We start from the raw sequence: 18,166 nt of genomic DNA, 5'->3' as shown, positions 1-18,166 counted from the left end.
AAAGGGGGATCAGCGGGCGATGGTCTGGGTACGCCAGATCTTCTTCTGCAGCTGGAGGATGCCGTAGACCAGTGCCTCGGCGGTCGGCGGGCAGCCCGGGACGTAGACGTCCACCGGCACCACGCGATCACAACCGCGCACCACTGCATAGGAATAGTGGTAATAGCCGCCGCCATTGGCGCAGCTACCCATCGAGATGACCCATTTCGGGTCAGGCATCTGGTCGTAGACCTTGCGCAGCGCCGGGGCCATCTTGTTGACCAGCGTGCCGGCCACGATCATCACGTCGGACTGACGCGGCGACGGGCGGAACACCACACCGTAACGGTCAAGATCCAGACGCGCCGCGCCGGCGTGCATCATTTCCACCGCGCAACAGGCCAGACCAAAGGTCATCGGCCACATCGAGCCGGTACGTGCCCAGTTCAACAGCGCGTCAACGCTGGTGGTCACATACCCCTTCTCGAGCAGGGGGTTGTCGCCTTCGGGACGGAGAATGTCATCAACCCGCCCTTCCGGGACCGGATTGTTCATCAGGCCGTCGAGAGTCTGAATCACTCCCATTCCAGCGCTCCCTTCTTCCACACGTAGATAAAGCCAAGGAACAACATGCCCACGAACAGGCCCATGGTGACCAGCGAACGGGCGCCCAGCTCCATGAAGACCTGGGTCCAAGGCACGATGAAGATGATTTCCAGGTCAAAGACGATGAACTGGATGGCGATCAGGTAGTAACGCACGTCGAACTTCATGCGCGCGTTTTCGAACGCCTCGAAGCCACACTCGTAAGCGGAGAGTTTCTCGTTGTCCGGAGAACGGGGAGCGAGGAACCGGCCGATCAACATCAGCGCAACGCCGATGCCGGTGGCGACGATCAGAAACAGCAGAGACGGCAAATATTCGGCCAGCACAGCGATTCTCTCTTGCCTCTGCCCTGAACACCTGCGGGTGACGGGGCATGGGGGATTGACGGGACTTGCCACGACGGGAGCTGCTGCAACCCGCGAACCCGCTTACAAACTATGGTGCCCAAGAGGGGACTCGAACCCCTACGACTCTCGTCGCTACCACCTCAAGGTAGTGCGTCTACCAATTCCGCCACCTGGGCCTACGTCAGCACTGCTGACTCAGCAGTGCGCCGCGTATTGTAACCGTCTTCAGTCTTTCTGTGCGGCTTCAGCGGGCTTTTCTTCACTTCCCGAAGGAATATTTTCCGCCGGGGAGGCTGCCTGCGGCACCGCACCCACGACCGGAGCCTGCGGCACTGCCTTCAGCTCACCTGCCGGCACGGCCGGAGCCGCTGCCGGGGCTTCGACCTGCGTCATCACGCCCAGGCCGGCATCGGCCGGACGCGAGCTGTGACTGGCGTACCAGGCCATGAACAAGCTGATGCCGAAGAACACCACGGCCAGCCACTTGGTGGACTTGGACAGGAAGTTGGATGCACCGCGTGCACCGAACACCGTACCCGAAGCGCCGGCACCAAAGCCGGAGCCGGCAGCGGCGCCAGAGCCACGCTGCATCAGGATCAGCGCGATCATCGCGATCGCCACCAGCACATAGACCACATTGAGGATCAACATCAGCATTTGAAATCCGTCCCGGACAATTACCCGTTAGCGACCGGCTGCTGCCCTCGCGATGGCCAGAAAATCAGCCGCCACCAGCGAAGCGCCACCTACCAGCCCGCCATCGACGTCAGGCTGTGAGAACAGCTCTGCAGCATTGTCGGGCTTGACGCTGCCACCATAGAGGAGCGGCAACGAATCGGCGATTCTAGCATCGCGCTCGGCGACTACGCCACGAATGAACGCATGTACGGCCTGCGCCTGCTCCGGCGAAGCGGTCCGGCCGGTGCCGATTGCCCAGACCGGCTCATAGGCCACCACGGCCTTGGCGAAGGCTTCGACCCCGGCCAGCTCGAGCACCGGAGCCAGCTGCGAGGCGATCACCTGTTCGGTCTGGCCGGCTTCACGCTGCTCCAGCGTCTCACCCACACACAAGACCGGAATCAGACCGGCATGAATCGCCGCGACGAACTTGCGTGCGACCAGCTCACTGCTTTCCTGGTGGTACTGGCGACGCTCCGAATGACCCACCAAGCCATGGGTAGCACCGACATCGACCAGCATGCTTGCCGACACCTCGCCGGTGTAGGCGCCTTTCTCGTTGCTGCTGACATCCTGCGCGCCGAATGCCAGCGCCGTGTCCTCGAAGTCCTCGACCAGATCGCCCAGGTACGGCAGCGGCGGCAGGATCACCAGGCTCACCCCATCCAGCGGCAGACCGGCGGCCACCTGCCCCACCAGTTCGGTGGCGAATTGACGGCTGCCATGCAGCTTCCAGTTACCGGCAACGATCTTCTGGCGCATTCAGGAGTGACTCCCAGTTCTAAAAGGTGGGCGAAGGATAGCCGAAATGCAGACATCGGCAGGACAACTGCGGACAAAGCGGGACAACATGCACAAACGCCGCCGGGCCAGGGGCCGCGACGGCGTTTGTGGACGCACCGGAACCGGACAGGCCGGCCCCGACCGTTACTTCAGCTTGATTTCGCGCAGGCGCTCTTCAAGGAAGCCATGGGCGGTGATCGCCTCCGGGTAGCGGCTCGGGTTTTCCGGGGTGATGCACGAAGGCAGCACGTCGATCAGGAAATCCGGGTTCGGATGCAGGAAGAACGGCACCGAATAGCGCGGCTGGCGGGCCAGCTCACCCGGCGGGTTGACCACGCGGTGGATGGTCGAGGGGTACACGTGGTTGGTCAGGCGCTGCAGCATGTCGCCGATATTGACCACGATGGTGTCCGCGTCCGAGGTGAACGGCACCCACTCGCCCTCGTGCGACTGCACTTCCAGGCCGGCGGCACTGGCACCCACCAGCAGGGTGATGAAATTGATGTCGCCATGGGCGCCGGCACGGACATTGGGGATGTCGTCGGTGGTGATCGGCGGGTAGTGGATCGGGCGCAGGATCGAGTTGCCGTTGTTGGTCTTGTCGGCGAAGTAGCTCTCCGGCAGGCCGATGTGCAGCGCCAGCGCCGACAGCACCCGCGAACCCAGCGCATCAAGCTTCTGGTACAGGCCGTAGCCGTACTCGCGGAAGCCCGGCACTTCGCTCGGCCACAGGTTCGGGGGCATCACATCGCGGTACTTGGAGTCATCCGGAATCTCCCGGCCGATATGCCAGAACTCCTTCAGATCGAAGTGCTTGGAGCCCTTGGCGGTTTCCACACCGAACGGGGTATAGCCGCGCGCACCACCGCCACCGGCCACGTGATACTGCTTCTTCACGTCGTCAGGCAGGGCGAAGAACGCCTTGAACACGTCATAAGCCGCGTCGATGTCGGCCTGCGGAATGCCATGGTTGCGGATACCCGCGAAACCCCATTGACGATACGCCGCGCCCAGTTCGGCCACGAAGGCGTCACGGTCGGTATCGAAACGGGTGATGTCGAGGGTGGGAATACGGGAACTCATTGAAGGACTCCAGAAGAAAACGGGGCGCCGGCATTGGAACCGACGCCCCGGGGAAACACCATGATCCAGCTCAAACCTGTGCGGCAGCCGAACGCACCGCATCAGCCAGGGCTTCGAGCGTGGCAGCCATCAGCCCGGCCTCGTCGGCCTCGACCGTGACCCGCACCACCGGCTCGGTACCCGACGGACGCAGGAACGCCCTGCCCCGCCCAGCCACTGCGGCCTGCGCGACGGCGAGTGCCGCCTGCACCGACTCGCTCCTGACCACTTCGCGTGCGCCGCTTTCCAGCCGCACATTGATGGTCTTCTGCGGCACATTAGCCAGGCCTTCCAGCGCCTGACGCAGGCTGATGCCGTTGCGGCCAAGCACTTCGAGCACCTGCAAGGCGCTGACGATGGCGTCGCCGGTGCTGGCGCGGTCCAGGCACAGGATGTGGCCAGAGGCTTCGCCGCCGAGCACACCATTGCCTTCAACCAACGCCTGGTGCACGTAACGGTCACCGACATTGGCACGGACGAACGCAATACCCAGGCGCTCCAGCGCCTGCTCCAGGCCGTAGTTGGTCATCAAGGTGCCGACCACCGGGCCGCGCAGGCGACCCTCGGCCTGCCAGTCCTTGGCCAGGATGTACAACAGGCCGTCACCATCGACTGCGGCGCCGGTGTTGTCGACCATCAGCACACGGTCGCCGTCACCATCGAAAGCGATACCGAGGTGCGCGCCGGTCTCGATGACTTTGCGCGACAGGTTGTCGATGTGCATCGAACCTACGCCGTCATTGATGTTCACGCCGTTGGGCTCTGCGCCAATGGCGATCACCTCGGCACCCAGTTCGCGGAACAGCAACGGGGCGATGTGGTACGTGGCGCCATGGGCGCAATCGAGCACCACCTTCAGGCCACGCAGGTAGAAGTGACGCGGCACGCTGGCCTTGCAGAACTCGATGTAACGGCCGACCGCATCGCGCGCGCGCACCGCCTTGCCCAGATGCTCGGACTCGACCGTAACGAAGGGCTGATCCAACGCCGCTTCCAGCGCCAGCTCAGTAGCGTCGTCGAGCTTTTCGCCTTCACCGGAGAAGAACTTGATGCCGTTGTCGTGATGCGGGTTGTGCGAGGCACTGATGACGATGCCGGCATCGGCGCCCAGCGTATGCGCCAGGAATGCCACCGCCGGGGTCGGCATCGGCCCCAGCAGCTGCACGTTGGCACCGGCCGCCACCAACCCGGCTTCCAGCGCCGACTCGAACATGTAGCCGGAGATCCGCGTGTCCTTGCCGATCACCACGGTCGGCTGGTGGCCGCCGCGCTCGGCCAGCACACGGCCCAGCGCATTGCCCAGGCGCATGACGAAATCAGCGGAAATCACACCCTGGCCGACGCGGCCACGGATGCCGTCGGTGCCGAAGTACTTGCGACTGCTCATCAGGCGGCGGCGTCCTGGTGCTGCGGCTGGCGCGTCATCATGCCCAGCAGGTCGGCCAGGCGGTCGCGCATTTCGCGGCGGTCGCAGATCTGGTCGATGGCGCCGTGCTCGAGCAGGAATTCCGAGCGCTGGAAGCCTTCCGGCAGCTTCTCGCGCACGGTCTGCTCGATCACGCGCGGGCCGGCAAAGCCGATCAACGCCTGCGGCTCAGCGATGTTGATGTCGCCGAGCATCGCGAACGACGCCGACACACCACCGGTGGTCGGATGGGTCAGCACCGAGATGTACGGCAGGCCGGCTTCGCGCAGCTTTGCCAGCGCGGCCGAGGTCTTGGCCATCTGCATCAGCGAGAACAGGCCCTCCTGCATGCGCGCGCCGCCACTGGCGGAGAAGCATACGTAGGGAGAACCGATTTCCAGTGCGGTTTCAGCGGCCAGCGCGAAGCGCTCACCGACCACCGAGCCCATCGAGCCGCCCATGAAGGCGAAGTCGAACGAAGAGGCCACCAGCGGACGCCCCTTCAGCAGGCCGCGCATGGCCACCAGCGCGTCGTACTCGCCGGTGTTCTTCTGGCTGGCCTTGATGCGCTCGACGTATTTCTTCTGATCCTTGAACTTGAGCACGTCGGTCGGCCCGAGACGGGCGGCGATCTCGGTGGTGCTGTCAGCGTCGAACAGCGAAGCCAGGCGCGCACGGGCGCGGATGGCCATGTGGTGCCCGCACTTGGGGCAGACCTCGAGGTTTTCTTCCAGTTCGGGGCGGTACAGGGCCGCACCACAGCTGCTGCATTTTTCCCAGAGACCTTCCGGGACGCTGCGCTTCTTGGAGGGCGTGTTGTCGGTGCGGATGCCAGACGGCATCAACTTGCTGAGCCAACTCATGCGGAATGATGGTTCCATTCAGGGCGGCCCCGAGGCCGCGACAGGGGCGACAGTCTAGCTCACCCCTGCGACCACGGCGTACTGCGACAACGCCTGAATCCCTACTGCTGCGTACGTTCCGACATCTTTGCCGGCCTGGAAAGCCGGCCCCGGGGCCGAGAAATTGAGCCGCGAAGATGTCCCGCTGGAGATGGCGGGAAGCTTGAAGCGGAAAGCCATCCCTCATCCGGCGCTCCGCGCCACCTTCTCCCGCAGGCGGGAGAAGGGATGGCCTAGACTTGCGGTTGGCGCTACGTGGTCTGGCCGGCTATCGGCTACCAACTACTCGGGGCGCACTGCCTTCTCTTCTCCCGTTGGCGGGAGAAGATGCCTGGAGGGCAGATGAGGAGTTCAGCCCAGTTCAGTGCCCCAGTGCGTCGCGCAATGGCTGCAGGAAACGAGTGGCCGCCTCGGCCGCAGCAGCGGGACTGGCTGTCTCGGCCATTACAGAGACCAGGGCACTGCCGACCACCACGCCATCGGCATCAACCGCCATGGCCGTCGCACTGGCTGCATCCTTGATGCCGAAACCCGCTACCACCGGCGCCTTTGAACGACTGCGCAGCAACCGCAGACGCTCGCCAGCAGCGGTGCTGTCCAGCCGTTCGGAAGCACCGGTGACACCGGCGAAGCTCACGTAGTACAGATAGCCCTGCGCAGCGTCGCAAAGGCTGTCGAGACGAGCATCGCTACTGGTCGGCGAGGCGAGCAGGATCAGCGCCAGACCAGCCGCAGTGAACGCCGCGCGGGTTTCCTCGGCCTCCTCCGGCGGCAGATCCACCAGCAGCACGCCGTCCACGCCGGCCGCTATCGCCTCCTCGGCGAACCGGGCCGCACCCCGGATTTCGACCGGGTTGAGATAGCCCATCAGCACCACCGGTGTGGTCGCGTCCTGCTGGCGGAAGATGGCCACGCTGTCGAACACGAAACGCAGGCTGGCGCCCCGGGCCAGTGCCCGCTCGGAACTGCGCTGGATGGTGGGGCCGTCGGCCATCGGGTCGGAGAACGGGACGCCCAGTTCGATCACGTCGGCACCGGCAGCGACCAGCGCATGCATCACCGGCACGGTGGCTTCCAGCGACGGATCACCTGCGGTCACGAACGGGATCAACGCCTTGCGGCCGGTAGCCCGCAGCCGGGCGAAGCATTCGTCGATACGGGTCACGGGCATCTCAGGCACATCCTTCAATCAGTTCAACCGCTTCGGGCTGGCCCCAGTAAATCGAGGTCACCAGCCCATTGAGTGTTTCCAGGCGAAGGGCCAGCTTGTTGGCCTTGTCAGTCCAGGTCAGGTACTCGCCATCCGGCGAGGCATAGGCATGCGGGCCGGTCACCACGCCGGCAGGCAGGCGCGTTTTCGCTTCGGTCACGCTCATGCCCACCCACAACCCGAAGGGCAGCGCAGGCGCATCCGCAGCGGGGGCATCAACCCTGATGCTGGGGTCGTCCGTCACATCGACCTCGAAACGTGCGATGTGGTCGCCCAGCACCATCATCGACATGCCCTCGGGCAACGTGCCCTTGTCGTAATACTCGCAATCGCCCTCCATCAACTCACGCATGCCTGCCGAGACGAAGGCCTCGTCGCCCGGCGCCTTGCCGAACGGGGCGCCGATACGGAGCTCACCAAACCGTGCGAGATCGGCAACGGGTGCCGCAGCCGATACGGCGACCGGGGCAACGGGGGTGACTGGGGTGGCAACCTGCGGCGCCACCTCCGGTGCAACCGCTGCCGCAGGCACCACTTCCGGTTCGGCAGGCGTGCAGGCCGCCAAGCCGGCCACCACGCACAACAGCGCACCGCGCATGACCGGGCCGCTCACAGCACCAGTCCTTCACGAGCAGCGATGGTGTGCACGTCCTTGTCACCGCGACCGGACAGGTTGCACAGCACCAGAGCATCCTTCGGCAGTTCGCGCGCCAGCTTGATCGCCTGTGCCACCGCGTGGCTGGATTCCAGTGCCGGCAGGATGCCTTCGATGCGGGTCAGCCGGTGGAACGCGGCCAGTGCCTCTTCATCGGTGATGCCGACGTACTGCGCACGGCCGGTATCGGCCAGGAACGAATGCTCCGGACCGACGCCCGGGTAATCCAGGCCGGCGGAGATGGAGTGTGTTTCAGTGATCTGACCATCGTCGTCGCACAGCACGTAGGTGCGGTTGCCATGCAGCACGCCCGGCCGACCGGCCGAGATGGACGCGGCGTGACGACCGGTGTGGATACCGTCACCGGCCGCTTCGGCGCCGTAGATCTTCACTTCGCGATCGTTGAGGAAGGCATGGAACAGGCCGATCGCATTGGAGCCACCGCCCACGCAGGCAGTGATCGCATCCGGCAGCCGGCCGTAGTCCTCCAGCATCTGCGCGCGCGCCTCGCGGCCGACGATGGCGTTGAAATCACGCACCATGCGCGGGTACGGGTCCGGGCCGGCAACGGTGCCGATGATGTAGAAGGTGTCGCGCACATTGGTCACCCAGTCGCGCATCGCTTCATTGAGCGCGTCCTTGAGCGTGGCCGAGCCGCTGCTGACCGGCACCACCGTCGCGCCAAGCAGCTTCATGCGATAGACGTTGATCTTCTGCCGCTCGATATCGGTGGCGCCCATGTACACCACGCATTCCAGGCCCAGCCGCGCGGCAACCGTGGCCGAGGCCACGCCGTGCTGGCCGGCGCCGGTCTCGGCAATGATGCGGGTCTTGCCCATGCGCGCGGCCAGCAATGCCTGGCCGATGGTGTTGTTCACCTTGTGCGCGCCGGTGTGGTTCAGGTCCTCGCGTTTGAGCAGGATCTGCGCACCACCCACGTCCTTGCTCAGCCGTTCGGCGTGGTAGATCGGGCTGGGGCGGCCGACGTAATGCTTCAGATCCTTGTCATAGGCGGCGATGAAGGCCGGATCTACACGCGCCTGGTCGTAGGCAGCTGCCAGTTCCTGCAACGGCCCGACCAGCGTCTCGGCCACGAAGCTGCCGCCGTAACGGCCGAAATGCCCCCTGGCATCGGGGAAGGCGTGGAAATCGGAGATCGACGGGTCAGTCATGGGATAACGGCTTGCGAGGAACAGGCATGCACTCTAACGCAGCCCTGATGACATAAAAATCGATAAATAGGCATTCATGTGTTAGAAAAACTCACATGAAGACACCCCCTGCCCTGCCCTCGCTCAACGCCCTGCGTGCCTTCGAGGCCGCCGCACGCCTGCGCAGCGTCAGCCAGGCTGCCACCGAACTGCATGTCACCCATGGCGCGGTCAGCCGCCAGCTGCGCGCACTGGAAGAAGAACTCGGGCTCGCGCTGTTCGAGCGCGATGGCCGCGGCATCCGCCCGACCGCCGCCGGCAACCGCCTGCTGGAAGCGACTTCCGGCGCATTCTCGCAACTGCGTGATTGCATCGCCTCGCTGCGCCGCCCGCAACGCGGCGACGCGTTCGTGCTGGGTTGCCCGGGCAGCCTGCTCGCGCGCTGGATGATCCCGCGCCTGCAGGACCTGCAACGCGACCTGCCCGGCCTGACCCTGCACCTGGCCGCGCAGGACGGCGATTTCACCCCGCACCTGGAAGGGCTGGACGCGGCATTGATGCTCGGCCAGGCACCGTGGCCGGCTTCCTGGCAGGTGCATGTACTGGCCACCGAACGGATCGGCCCGGTGTTCAGCCCGGCCATGCATGGCGCGCACGTCCTGGCGCATCAACCCGCCACCGCGATCAACACACATCCGCTGCTGCACACCCGCTCACGTCCGCAGGCATGGCCAACATGGGCTGCGCTCAACGATATGCAGACGACGGATCTGGAATACGGCACCGGCTTCGAGCATCTGTACTACCTGCTGGAAGCGGCCGTGGCCGGCCTTGGCGTGGCGATCGCACCGGAACCGCTGGTGGCCGACGACCTGGTCAACGGCCGCCTGATCGCCCCGTGGGGTTTTGTGGACACCGAAGGCTGCTGGGCGCTGTGCACCGCCGGCAATCGCGAAGACCCGCGCGTATCGCAGTTGGCGGACTGGCTGCGCAAGCAACTGGCATGAGCCAACCTCGCCGGCAGGACCGGTGTCGGCTGCGGAGCTGAAATGCCTCCGGCGCCGCAAAGGCGTGCAACCGAGCCTTCTGGATCACAGGCACTCGACAACGACTCGTTCACCAGCGTCGCGACGGGCGCCACTCCTACCGGACGAACGCTGACCGGATCACTCCTGCGCGGCGAGTGCCTCGGCATCGGCGCGGCGCACTTCCTCGACGAACTGGCGCATCTTGTAGCCATCCTTGATGCCCGGTGCCGATTCGATGCCGCTGGATACATCCACGCCCCACGGCTGCGTAGCCAAGATGGCGTCATGCACGTTGTCGGGGCGGATGCCACCGGCCAGCAGGTACGGGCGGTTCACGCCTGCCGGAATCCGCGACCAGTCAAACGCCACCCCGGTACCACCGCCTCCGCCCTGGGCATGGCTGTCAAACAGGAAGCCGGCCGCATGCGGATACATCTGCTGCAATCCGCGCGCAGTGACCTCGGCATTGCCGCCCATCGCGATTGCCTTCAGATACGGCATGTTGAAGCTGCGACAGAACGCATCGTCTTCGTCGCCGTGGAACTGCAGCAAGGTCGGCCGCACGGCGCGCAGCACCTCGCGTACTTCCTCGCGATTGTTGTGCTGGAACAGCGCAACGACATCGACCATCGGCGCGATCGCCTGGCGCATCGCGCGCGCCTCGGACGGTGCCAGGCGGCGCACGCTGCCCTTGGCGAAGATGAAACCGACCGCATCCACGCCCAGTTCGCTGGCCAGGCGCATGTCACCGGCGCGGGTCATACCGCAGAACTTGATACGGGTACGCAACAGGGTACGACTCATAGCGTCACCTCCGCCGGCAATTGCCAAAGATCAGGATACAGCGGCCCCACGAACACCAAACCTTGTGGCGGAGCCGTCGGGCCAGCCTGGTTGCGATCACGCACGGCCAGCACTTCCGCGATCCAATGCTCCGGCTTCTCACCGGCGCCCACCATCAATAGTGAACCCACGATGTTGCGCACCATGTGATGCAGGAACGCGTTGGCCTGCACCTGCACCTCCACCACATCGCCCTGTCGAACGACCGAGATCGATTGAAGCTCGCGGCGGGCATGCAGCGCCTGGCACTGGATGCTGCGGAACGAACTGAAGTCGTTCTCGCCCAGCAGCGCCTGCGCGGCGCGATGCATGGCCTCTGCATCCAATGCCCGCCGCTCCCAGCTCAACGTCTGCCGGTACAGGGCCGGACGCACCTGACGGTTGAGGATGCGGTAGCGGTAACGCCGCGCCTTGGCCGAGAAGCGGGCGTGGAAATCATCGGCCACCGGCACGCACCAGCGCACGCATACCGAAGGCGGCAGCCGCGTGGTGGTGCCCAGCACCCAGCCGCGCGGCGTACGCGGCACATCAGTATCAAAATGCACCACCTGGCATTCGCCATGAACCCCGGCATCGGTGCGCCCTGCACAGATCACGCTGACCGGCGCATCGGCCACCGACGAGAGCGCATCCTGCAGCGTCGCCTGCACGCTGATGCAGCCATGCTCACCGAGCTGCTGCCAGCCCTTGAATTCACTACCGTCGTATTCCACGCCCAGCGCGTAACGCATTTTCAAACCTCTTTGTCTGCTGGGAACGTTACATCGGCAGCGTGCGGCCATTGCTGAAGACGCAAGGCCGATGCAACGTGCCGCCGACGATCAATCGCTGTCGCGTTCGGACCACACGGCCAGTTCATTGCCGCCGGGCTCGATGAACTGGAAGCGGCGACCACCCGGGAAGGTGAACACCGGTTTGATCACTTCACCACCATGGGCTTGCACGGCTTCCTGCACGGGTGCCAGGAAGTCTGCGTAAAGCACCACCAACGGCGCGCCAACCTGGGCGGTGACCGGCACACCACGAAAGAAACCACCCTGCAGTTCGCCGTCATCGAAGGCGGTGTAATCAGGGCCGTAGTCCTCGAACTGCCAGCCGAACACCTGCTCGAAGAAACGCCGGCTTGCCGCCGGGTCACGCGAAGCGAATTCCACATAGTCGATCCGACGTTCGCGTTTCATCACGGTGTTTCCTTCAGGTCAGCCGGGCAAGCAGTTCCAGCGCCTCATTGCGCGCACGCGGATCGGTACCGGTTGCCACTTCATTGAGCAGGGTGCGTGCGGTTTCCGCATCGCCCAGATCGAGGTAGGCAATGGCCAACTCCAGACGCTCGCGCCCGGCGGGCGCCGGATTCAGCGGTGCAACCGCGGCCATGTCGCCCGCCAGCCAGCGTGCTTCGTCCGCTGCGGCCGGCTCGGGAGTGACCGCCATGTCACGTAGCTGCTCACCGCCCTGCGATGCCTTGAACAACAGAACCGGCGGTGTCTGTGCCACTGCGGCCTCGACCGGCTCGGCTTCGGCTTCGGCCACAGGCTTCAACCAGGCCGGCATGAACATCTCCTCGCGCTCGGAAGCCGGCGCTTCAAATACCCCGTCCGCACCGACTTCCAGTTCCTCATCCTTTTCCTGGTGCCATTGCTGCGAATCAGGCGCGGCGCTTTCATCGACCTGTGCCAGGGGAACAGCGGCAGCCAAGCTCTCCGGACCAAACCCGCTGCGCGCCACCGGCAGCGGCGAGGGCTTGCGTCGGCGCGACAACCACCAGCCCACGGCACCCAGCACCAGCAGACCCAGGCCCAGCCAGATCCAACCCGTACCCGGCCCGCTCTCGCGCTTGGCCGCATCGGCCAGCCGCTGCTGTGCCGCTGCCAGATCCGAATCCTTCATCGCGATCAGCGACTGCTGCTGCTTCTGCAGTTTTTCCAGCTCGCCCACGCGCTCGCGCAGCTCCTGCAATTCGGCATCGCGCGTGGCCAGCTCTTCCTTGGCCTGTTGCAGTTGTTCGTTTGCCAGCATGTCGCCCTCACCACCGGCACCAAGACCGGTTGTCATTCCTGCGGTGTTTTGCCCGCCGGCCACGGCCGGTGCGATCTCCAGCCGTGCTCCGCTTGCGGCAGCGCCGGCTGCTGCCCGGTTGACCGGGGCATCAACGGCATCGGCGATGGCCGGCTGCGGAACCGGCGCGCGCGCCTGACGCCATTGCGCGGTCTGTTCGCCGACGATGGCACGTGCCTGGGCGGCATCCACGCGGGCCAGTTCTTCCTGCGCCGGGGTCCGCAGCACCGCACCCTGCTTGAGCAGGTTGACGTTGCCGCGGATGAAGGCCTCCGGGTTGGCACGCAGCAACGCGACCATGGCCTGATCCAGCGACGTACCGCTTTCCCTCGCCAGCTCGCGGGCGATCTGCGACAGCGTCTGGCCACGTTCCACCCTGCCCAGCTCGCCTTCGGCCCGGGCCACCGGCGCGACCGCACGCGGGGCCGGCACGGATCTGGTGACAGGAGCGGGACCTGCCGCAACAGGCGCTGCCGACGCAGGCGCCGGCGCTGCAGACAGCGGCTCGGGTTCGCGCGCAATCAGGTTGGAGGGCGCTGCTGCCGGCGCTTCGATCACCGGCTCGGCCACGGCCGTGGCGGTTTCCGGGGCGGCCACCAGCGCCGAGTACTCGCGTACCAGGCGGCCCTGCCCCCAGTCCACTTCAATCAGGAAGCCCACCGAAGGCACGTGCACCGGCGCCGCACTGGTAACACGGATGACAGCGCGACCTTCCCGATCCTGCGCGAACTGGAACTGCAGTTCGCTGACCAGCCCTTGCGGCGGCGGCAGGCCCACGCGCTCGAAGGTGGCCGGCGCGGCAAGGCCCGCACGCGCCTGCTCAAGCTCGCCCGGATCGCTGGAAATGACGGGAATCTCAGCCAACAACGGTTGGCCGGGCTTGGACAGCACGCGGATGTTGCCCAGCCCCAAGGCCATCGCCGCGCTGCTGAACAGCGCCAGGATGAGTACGAGTGCGCCTTGTATCGAGCGCGTCGCGCCCCTGCCTGGAAGTTTCATGGCGGCAAATATAACGGCTGACCTGGCTTTGGAGTACCGCGTATTTCACGCTCCACCCAGGATGCCGGCATGAGGTCGGCATCCTGAGGCATCAATCCGCCGCCTGATCAGCCGCCGTTGGCGACCAGTTCGGCTACCTGCACGGCATTGAGCGCGGCGCCCTTGCGGATGTTGTCGGCCACCACCCACATGTTCAGACCACGCGGGTGCGAGATGTCTTCACGGATGCGACCGACATAGACCGGGTCGGTGCCCGAGGCGTGGGTGACCGGGGTGGGATAACCGCCGGCCTTGCGCTCGTCGACGACCTTCACGCCCGGGGCGCTGGCCAGCAGCTCACGGGCCTGCTCGGTGGTGATCTTCTTCTTGGTCTCGATGTTGACGGCCTCGGAGTGGCCATAGAACACCGGCACGCGCACGGCGGTCGGGTTCACCAGGATGCTGTCATCGCCCAGTATCTTGCGGGTTTCCCAGACCAGCTTCATTTCTTCCTTGGTGAAGCCGTTGTCCAGGAACTCGTCGATGTGCGGGATCAGGTTGAAGGCGATCTGCACAGGGAACTTCTTGGGCTCGATTTCCTGGAAGCCCAGCAGCTGCGCGGTCTGCTTGCCCAGTTCCTCCATGCCGGTCTGGCCGGCACCGGAGACGGACTGGTAGGTGGCCACGTTGATGCGCTCGATGCCGTATTCGCGATGGATCGGCGCCAGTACCGGCATCAGCTGCATGGTCGAGCAGTTCGGATTGGCGATGATGCCGCGCGGGCGGTTCTTCGCCGCTTCCGGATTGACCTCGGACACCACCAGCGGCACATCGTCGTCGTAACGGAAGGTCGAGGAGTTGTCGATCACCACTGCGCCGGCGGCGGCGAACTTGGGCGCGAATTCCTTCGAAATACCACCACCTGCCGAGAACAGGGCGATTTCGACACCGGCCGGGTCGAATGTGGCCAGGTCCTGGATGGTGATCTTCTCGCCTTCGAAATCAACCTGCTGGCCGGCCGAACGCTCGGAGGCAAGCAGGGTCAGCTTGCTGATCGGGAAGTTGCGCTCGGCCAGGATCGACAACATGGTCTGGCCGACCGCGCCGGTGGCGCCAACAACGGCTACATGGAAACGACGGGCTTCATTGCTCATGGGGTGCACTCGAAAAAAGGATGGGGGGACACACGTCGAGCCAGGTTCGGGGAACCTCCGGCAGACAGCCTCGGAGGCTCCCTATCGTTTTTTGGTGTCGATTTTGCTGCCGGCAATGGCCATGCGGGCGGTGCCGCTGGTCAGCAGTTCGGCATTGACTGCATTGGCGGGACGGCCGGCATCCGGCCCCACGCCCAACCCGGCCAGCAGGTTGTCCACTGCCACCTGCACCATCGCCCGGCGCGTGGCCAGCGAGGCGCTGCCGATATGCGGGGTCAGCACGATGTTGCGCAGCGCCAGCAGTTCCGGTCGAACGTTCGGCTCGCCTTCGTAGACATCCAGCCCGGCCGAGGCCAGCCGGCCATTGGCCAGCGCATCGGCCAAGGCCAGTTCGTCGACGATGCCGCCGCGGGCGATGTTCACCAACGTGGCGGTGGGCTTCATCTTCGCCAGTGCGTCGGCATTGATGATGTGATGATTCTGCACGGTGTACGGCAGCACCAGCACCAGGTGATCGACGCTGGCCAGCAGCTCGTCGAAGCCGACGTAACGCGCCCCCACATCCTGCTCGATCTCCTGCGGCAGCCGCGAGCGGTTGTGGTACAGCACCTTCATGCCGAAGCCGTGATGGCCGCGACGGGCGATGGCCTGGCCGATCCGCCCCATGCCAAGGATGCCCAAGGTGCTGCGGTGCAGGTCGGCACCGAGCATGGTGGTGAACGACCACTGCCCCCAGTTGCCTTCGCGCAGCCAGCGGTCCGATTCGACGATGCGCCGCGCCGCCGCCATCAGCAGCGAGAAGCCCAGGTCGGCGGTGGTTTCGGTGAGCACGTCCGGCGTGTTGGTGGCGATGATGCCCGCCGCGCTCAAGGTCGCGATGTCCAGGTTGTTGTAGCCGACACCGACGTTGGCAACGATCTTCAGGTCCGGCGCGTTGGCGATCTCGGCCGCACCGACGCGCTCGTTGAGCGTGATCAGCGCGCCGTCCATGCCGGCCAGACGAGCACCGGTCGACGCGCTCTCATGCGCGGTGACTTCCGGCGTGGCGACCACGTCGCAGTACGCGGCCAGCTGCGCGACGGTGTCGTCGAACAGCGGCTGCGATACCCAGACGCGGGGCCGTGGTTCAGCCATCAATGCTGCCCGGGATGCGCGGGGTCATCTGACCGACGTCACCGCACTGCGCACGGTGGCGCAGCGCCTGATCGACCAGCACCAGCGCCAGCATCGCCTCGGCAATGGGCGTGGCCCGGATGCCGACGCAGGGGTCGTGGCGGCCGGTGGTGATCACATCGACCGCATTGCCGGCCGTGTCCACCGTGGCGCCGGGCAGACGCAGGCTGGAGGTGGGCTTGAGCACCATCGAGGCGACGATCTGCTGCCCGGTGGAGATGCCACCTAGGATGCCGCCGGCATGATTGGACTGGAAGCCTTCCGGGCTGATCAGGTCACGGTGTTCAGTGCCCTTCTGCGCGGCGGCGGCAAAGCCATCGCCGATCTCCACGCCCTTGACCGCATTGATGCTCATCAGCGCAGCGGCGATGTCGCCATCGAGCTTGCCGTAGATCGGCTCACCCCAGCCCGGCGGCACGCCATCGGCGACCACGTTCACGCGCGCACCGACCGAGTCACCGGACTTGCGCAGCGCATCCATGTACGCCTCCAGCGCCGGCACCTGGGCGGCGTCGGGCCAGAAGAAAGGGTTTTCCTCAACCACGCTCCAGTCGAAACCGGCCGGGGTGATCTCGCCCAGCTGCGACAGGTAGCCGCGCACGGTCACCCCATAACGCTGCAGCAACCACTTCTTGGCGATGACGCCGGCAGCAACACGCATGGTGGTTTCACGCGCCGAGGAACGGCCACCACCGCGCGGGTCACGGATGCCGTACTTCTGCCAGTAGCTGTAATCGGCATGGCCCGGACGGAACTGCTGGGCGATGTTGCTGTAGTCCTTGCTGCGCTGGTCGGTGTTGCGGATCAGCAACGCGATCGGCGTACCGGTGGTGCGGCCTTCGTAGACGCCGGACAGGATTTCCACCTCGTCGGCCTCGCGGCGCGCGGAAGTGTGGCGGCTCTTGCCGGTGGCACGGCGCTGCAGGTCATGGGTGAATTCTTCCGGGGCGATTTCCAGCCCCGGAGGACAACCGTCGATCACGCAGCCGATGGCCGGCCCATGCGATTCGCCGAAGGTGGTGACACGAAAGAGTTGTCCGAAGGTATTCACGTTGCCGATTCTGTCCTGCGCTTGAGCCGTCAATCCCGCACCGGGGAGAACACGGCGAAGGCCAGGGCCTTCGCCGCCTGCGTCCTTACGGGCGCTGTGCCGCCAGTTCGGCGATCCGCGCATGGTGGGCGCGCAGCTCGGCCGCTTCCACCGCGAAGATGCCCATCTGGCCGACCTTGAATTCGATCCAGGCAAAGTCCACTTCCGGCAACAGCTTGATCAGGTGCTGCTCGGACTCGCCCACTTCGCAGATCAGCAGGCCTTCTTCGGTGAGATGGTCCGGCGCATCGCGCAGGATCTTCAGCACCAGGTCCAGGCCATCGTCACCGGCGCGCAGGGCCAGGTCCGGCTCGTGCGAGTACTCCTGCGGCAGTGCGTCGGTCTCGTCGTTGGTCACGTACGGCGGGTTGGTCACGATCAGCTCGTACACACGGCCCTGCAGGCCGTTGAACAGGTCGCTCTTGACCAGCTCCACGTTGTGGGCGAGCAGGCGTTCCTTGTTCTCGACCGCCAGCGACAGAGCGGCGTCGTTGACGTCGCTGCCATCCACCTGCCAGTTCGGGTAGTAGTGGCCCATGGCGATGGCGATGCAGCCCGAACCGGTGCACAGGTCCAGCGCGCGGGTGACATCACGCCCGGCCAGCCACGGTTCGAAACCGTTGAGGATGAGCTCGGCAATCGGCGAACGCGGCACCAGCGCACGCGAGTCGCTCTTGAAGCTCAGGCCCGCGAACCAGGCTTCACCGGTCAGGTAGGCCGCCGGCTGGCGCTCGGTGATGCGGCGTTCGAACAACGCCAGCACGCGCTCGCGTTCGTCCAGCAGCAGCCGCGCCGTGCCGTAGGCCGGGCCGAGGTCCGGCGGCAGGTGCAGGCTGTGCAGCACCAGCTGGGTGGATTCATCCAGGGCGTTGTCGTAGCTGTGGCCGAAGGTCAGGCCAGCGGCATTGAAACGGCTGGCGCCGTAGCGGATCAGATCGATGATCGTGTGGAGTTCAGCGGCCGCTTGGGCAGTCATGGCATGCGGAAATACTTGAATGGTCGGCGAT

At 65.4% G+C, this 18,166-nt stretch carries 19 protein-coding genes and 1 tRNA gene; 1 reads left to right on the top strand and 19 read right to left on the bottom strand.

Going from position 1 to position 18,166, the window contains the following annotated elements:
* Positions 1-9: 9 nt before the first annotated feature.
* The 11 genes from LR961_RS07385 to trpB form a co-directional block, all read right to left on the bottom strand.
* Positions 10-564: an NADH-quinone oxidoreductase subunit B gene (locus LR961_RS07385; RefSeq protein ID WP_017354657.1), complete on the bottom strand. Its 555-nt coding sequence runs from the start codon at positions 562-564 to the stop codon at positions 10-12.
* On the bottom strand, positions 555-911 hold the full coding sequence (locus tag LR961_RS07380; protein ID WP_232147756.1) for an NADH-quinone oxidoreductase subunit A: 357 nt from the start codon (positions 909-911) through the stop codon (positions 555-557). The genes LR961_RS07385 and LR961_RS07380 overlap by 10 nt, the downstream gene beginning before the upstream one ends.
* Positions 912-1,023: 112 nt before the next feature.
* Positions 1,024-1,108, bottom strand: a tRNA-Leu gene (locus LR961_RS07375).
* Between the two features lie 49 nt (positions 1,109-1,157).
* A complete protein-coding gene (gene secG / locus LR961_RS07370; protein WP_232147755.1) occupies positions 1,158-1,589 on the bottom strand; it encodes a preprotein translocase subunit SecG in 432 nt (143 codons plus the stop codon).
* Between the two features lie 27 nt (positions 1,590-1,616).
* Complete coding sequence (tpiA, locus tag LR961_RS07365; RefSeq protein ID WP_232147754.1) at positions 1,617-2,372, bottom strand: triose-phosphate isomerase; 756 nt, start codon at positions 2,370-2,372, stop codon at positions 1,617-1,619.
* 165 nt (positions 2,373-2,537) lie between these two features.
* The gene (locus tag LR961_RS07360) at positions 2,538-3,476 is read right to left on the bottom strand and encodes a 2-oxoglutarate and iron-dependent oxygenase domain-containing protein (protein ID WP_232147753.1); all 939 of its coding nucleotides are present in this window, start codon (positions 3,474-3,476) and stop codon (positions 2,538-2,540) included.
* A 70-nt stretch (positions 3,477-3,546) separates the two neighbouring features.
* Positions 3,547-4,902 (bottom strand): phosphoglucosamine mutase, encoded by a 1,356-nt coding sequence (glmM, locus tag LR961_RS07355; protein WP_232147752.1) that lies wholly within the window; start codon positions 4,900-4,902, stop codon positions 3,547-3,549.
* Positions 4,902-5,783 carry an acetyl-CoA carboxylase, carboxyltransferase subunit beta gene (gene accD / locus LR961_RS07350; RefSeq protein ID WP_232147751.1) on the bottom strand — a complete coding sequence of 294 codons (882 nt, stop codon included), beginning with the start codon at positions 5,781-5,783 and terminating at the stop codon, positions 4,902-4,904. The genes glmM and accD overlap by 1 nt, the downstream gene beginning before the upstream one ends.
* A gap of 400 nt (positions 5,784-6,183) precedes the next feature.
* A complete protein-coding gene (trpA, locus tag LR961_RS07345) occupies positions 6,184-6,987 on the bottom strand; it encodes a tryptophan synthase subunit alpha (RefSeq protein ID WP_232149264.1) in 804 nt (267 codons plus the stop codon).
* 7 nt (positions 6,988-6,994) lie between these two features.
* A complete protein-coding gene (locus LR961_RS07340) occupies positions 6,995-7,645 on the bottom strand; it encodes a hypothetical protein (RefSeq protein ID WP_232147750.1) in 651 nt (216 codons plus the stop codon).
* Positions 7,642-8,859: a tryptophan synthase subunit beta gene (gene trpB, locus LR961_RS07335; RefSeq protein WP_232147749.1), complete on the bottom strand. Its 1,218-nt coding sequence runs from the start codon at positions 8,857-8,859 to the stop codon at positions 7,642-7,644. The genes LR961_RS07340 and trpB overlap by 4 nt, the downstream gene beginning before the upstream one ends.
* A gap of 95 nt (positions 8,860-8,954) precedes the next feature.
* Here trpB and LR961_RS07330 point away from each other — a divergent pair, with 95 nt between their 5' ends.
* The gene (locus tag LR961_RS07330) at positions 8,955-9,845 is read left to right on the top strand and encodes a LysR family transcriptional regulator (RefSeq protein WP_232147748.1); all 891 of its coding nucleotides are present in this window, start codon (positions 8,955-8,957) and stop codon (positions 9,843-9,845) included.
* 159 nt (positions 9,846-10,004) lie between these two features.
* Here the strand turns inward: LR961_RS07330 and LR961_RS07325 are convergent, their stop codons facing one another.
* The 8 genes from LR961_RS07325 to prmB all read right to left on the bottom strand — a co-directional run bounded on the left by LR961_RS07325 (position 10,005) and on the right by prmB (position 18,135).
* The gene (locus LR961_RS07325; RefSeq protein ID WP_232147747.1) at positions 10,005-10,670 is read right to left on the bottom strand and encodes a phosphoribosylanthranilate isomerase; all 666 of its coding nucleotides are present in this window, start codon (positions 10,668-10,670) and stop codon (positions 10,005-10,007) included.
* Positions 10,667-11,440, bottom strand: coding sequence for a tRNA pseudouridine(38-40) synthase TruA (gene truA / locus LR961_RS07320; RefSeq protein ID WP_232147746.1), 774 nt, complete (start codon positions 11,438-11,440; stop codon positions 10,667-10,669). Before truA ends, LR961_RS07325 begins: the two co-directional genes overlap by 4 nt.
* A gap of 90 nt (positions 11,441-11,530) precedes the next feature.
* On the bottom strand, positions 11,531-11,890 hold the full coding sequence (locus LR961_RS07315) for a VOC family protein (protein ID WP_232147745.1): 360 nt from the start codon (positions 11,888-11,890) through the stop codon (positions 11,531-11,533).
* A 13-nt stretch (positions 11,891-11,903) separates the two neighbouring features.
* On the bottom strand, positions 11,904-13,763 hold the full coding sequence (locus LR961_RS07310; protein WP_232147744.1) for a FimV/HubP family polar landmark protein: 1,860 nt from the start codon (positions 13,761-13,763) through the stop codon (positions 11,904-11,906).
* A gap of 107 nt (positions 13,764-13,870) precedes the next feature.
* Positions 13,871-14,896: an aspartate-semialdehyde dehydrogenase gene (locus tag LR961_RS07305; protein ID WP_232147743.1), complete on the bottom strand. Its 1,026-nt coding sequence runs from the start codon at positions 14,894-14,896 to the stop codon at positions 13,871-13,873.
* A gap of 81 nt (positions 14,897-14,977) precedes the next feature.
* Positions 14,978-16,030: a D-glycerate dehydrogenase gene (locus tag LR961_RS07300; RefSeq protein WP_232147742.1), complete on the bottom strand. Its 1,053-nt coding sequence runs from the start codon at positions 16,028-16,030 to the stop codon at positions 14,978-14,980.
* The gene (aroC, locus tag LR961_RS07295; protein WP_232149263.1) at positions 16,023-17,129 is read right to left on the bottom strand and encodes a chorismate synthase; all 1,107 of its coding nucleotides are present in this window, start codon (positions 17,127-17,129) and stop codon (positions 16,023-16,025) included. The genes LR961_RS07300 and aroC overlap by 8 nt, the downstream gene beginning before the upstream one ends.
* A 76-nt stretch (positions 17,130-17,205) precedes the next feature.
* Positions 17,206-18,135, bottom strand: coding sequence for a 50S ribosomal protein L3 N(5)-glutamine methyltransferase (prmB, locus tag LR961_RS07290; protein WP_232147741.1), 930 nt, complete (start codon positions 18,133-18,135; stop codon positions 17,206-17,208).
* Positions 18,136-18,166: the final 31 nt, after the last annotated feature.

The organism is Stenotrophomonas sp. SY1, assembly GCF_021202945.1.
Classification (GTDB): domain Bacteria; phylum Pseudomonadota; class Gammaproteobacteria; order Xanthomonadales; family Xanthomonadaceae; genus Stenotrophomonas.
This window is presented reverse-complemented; position numbering and strand designations above follow the sequence as displayed.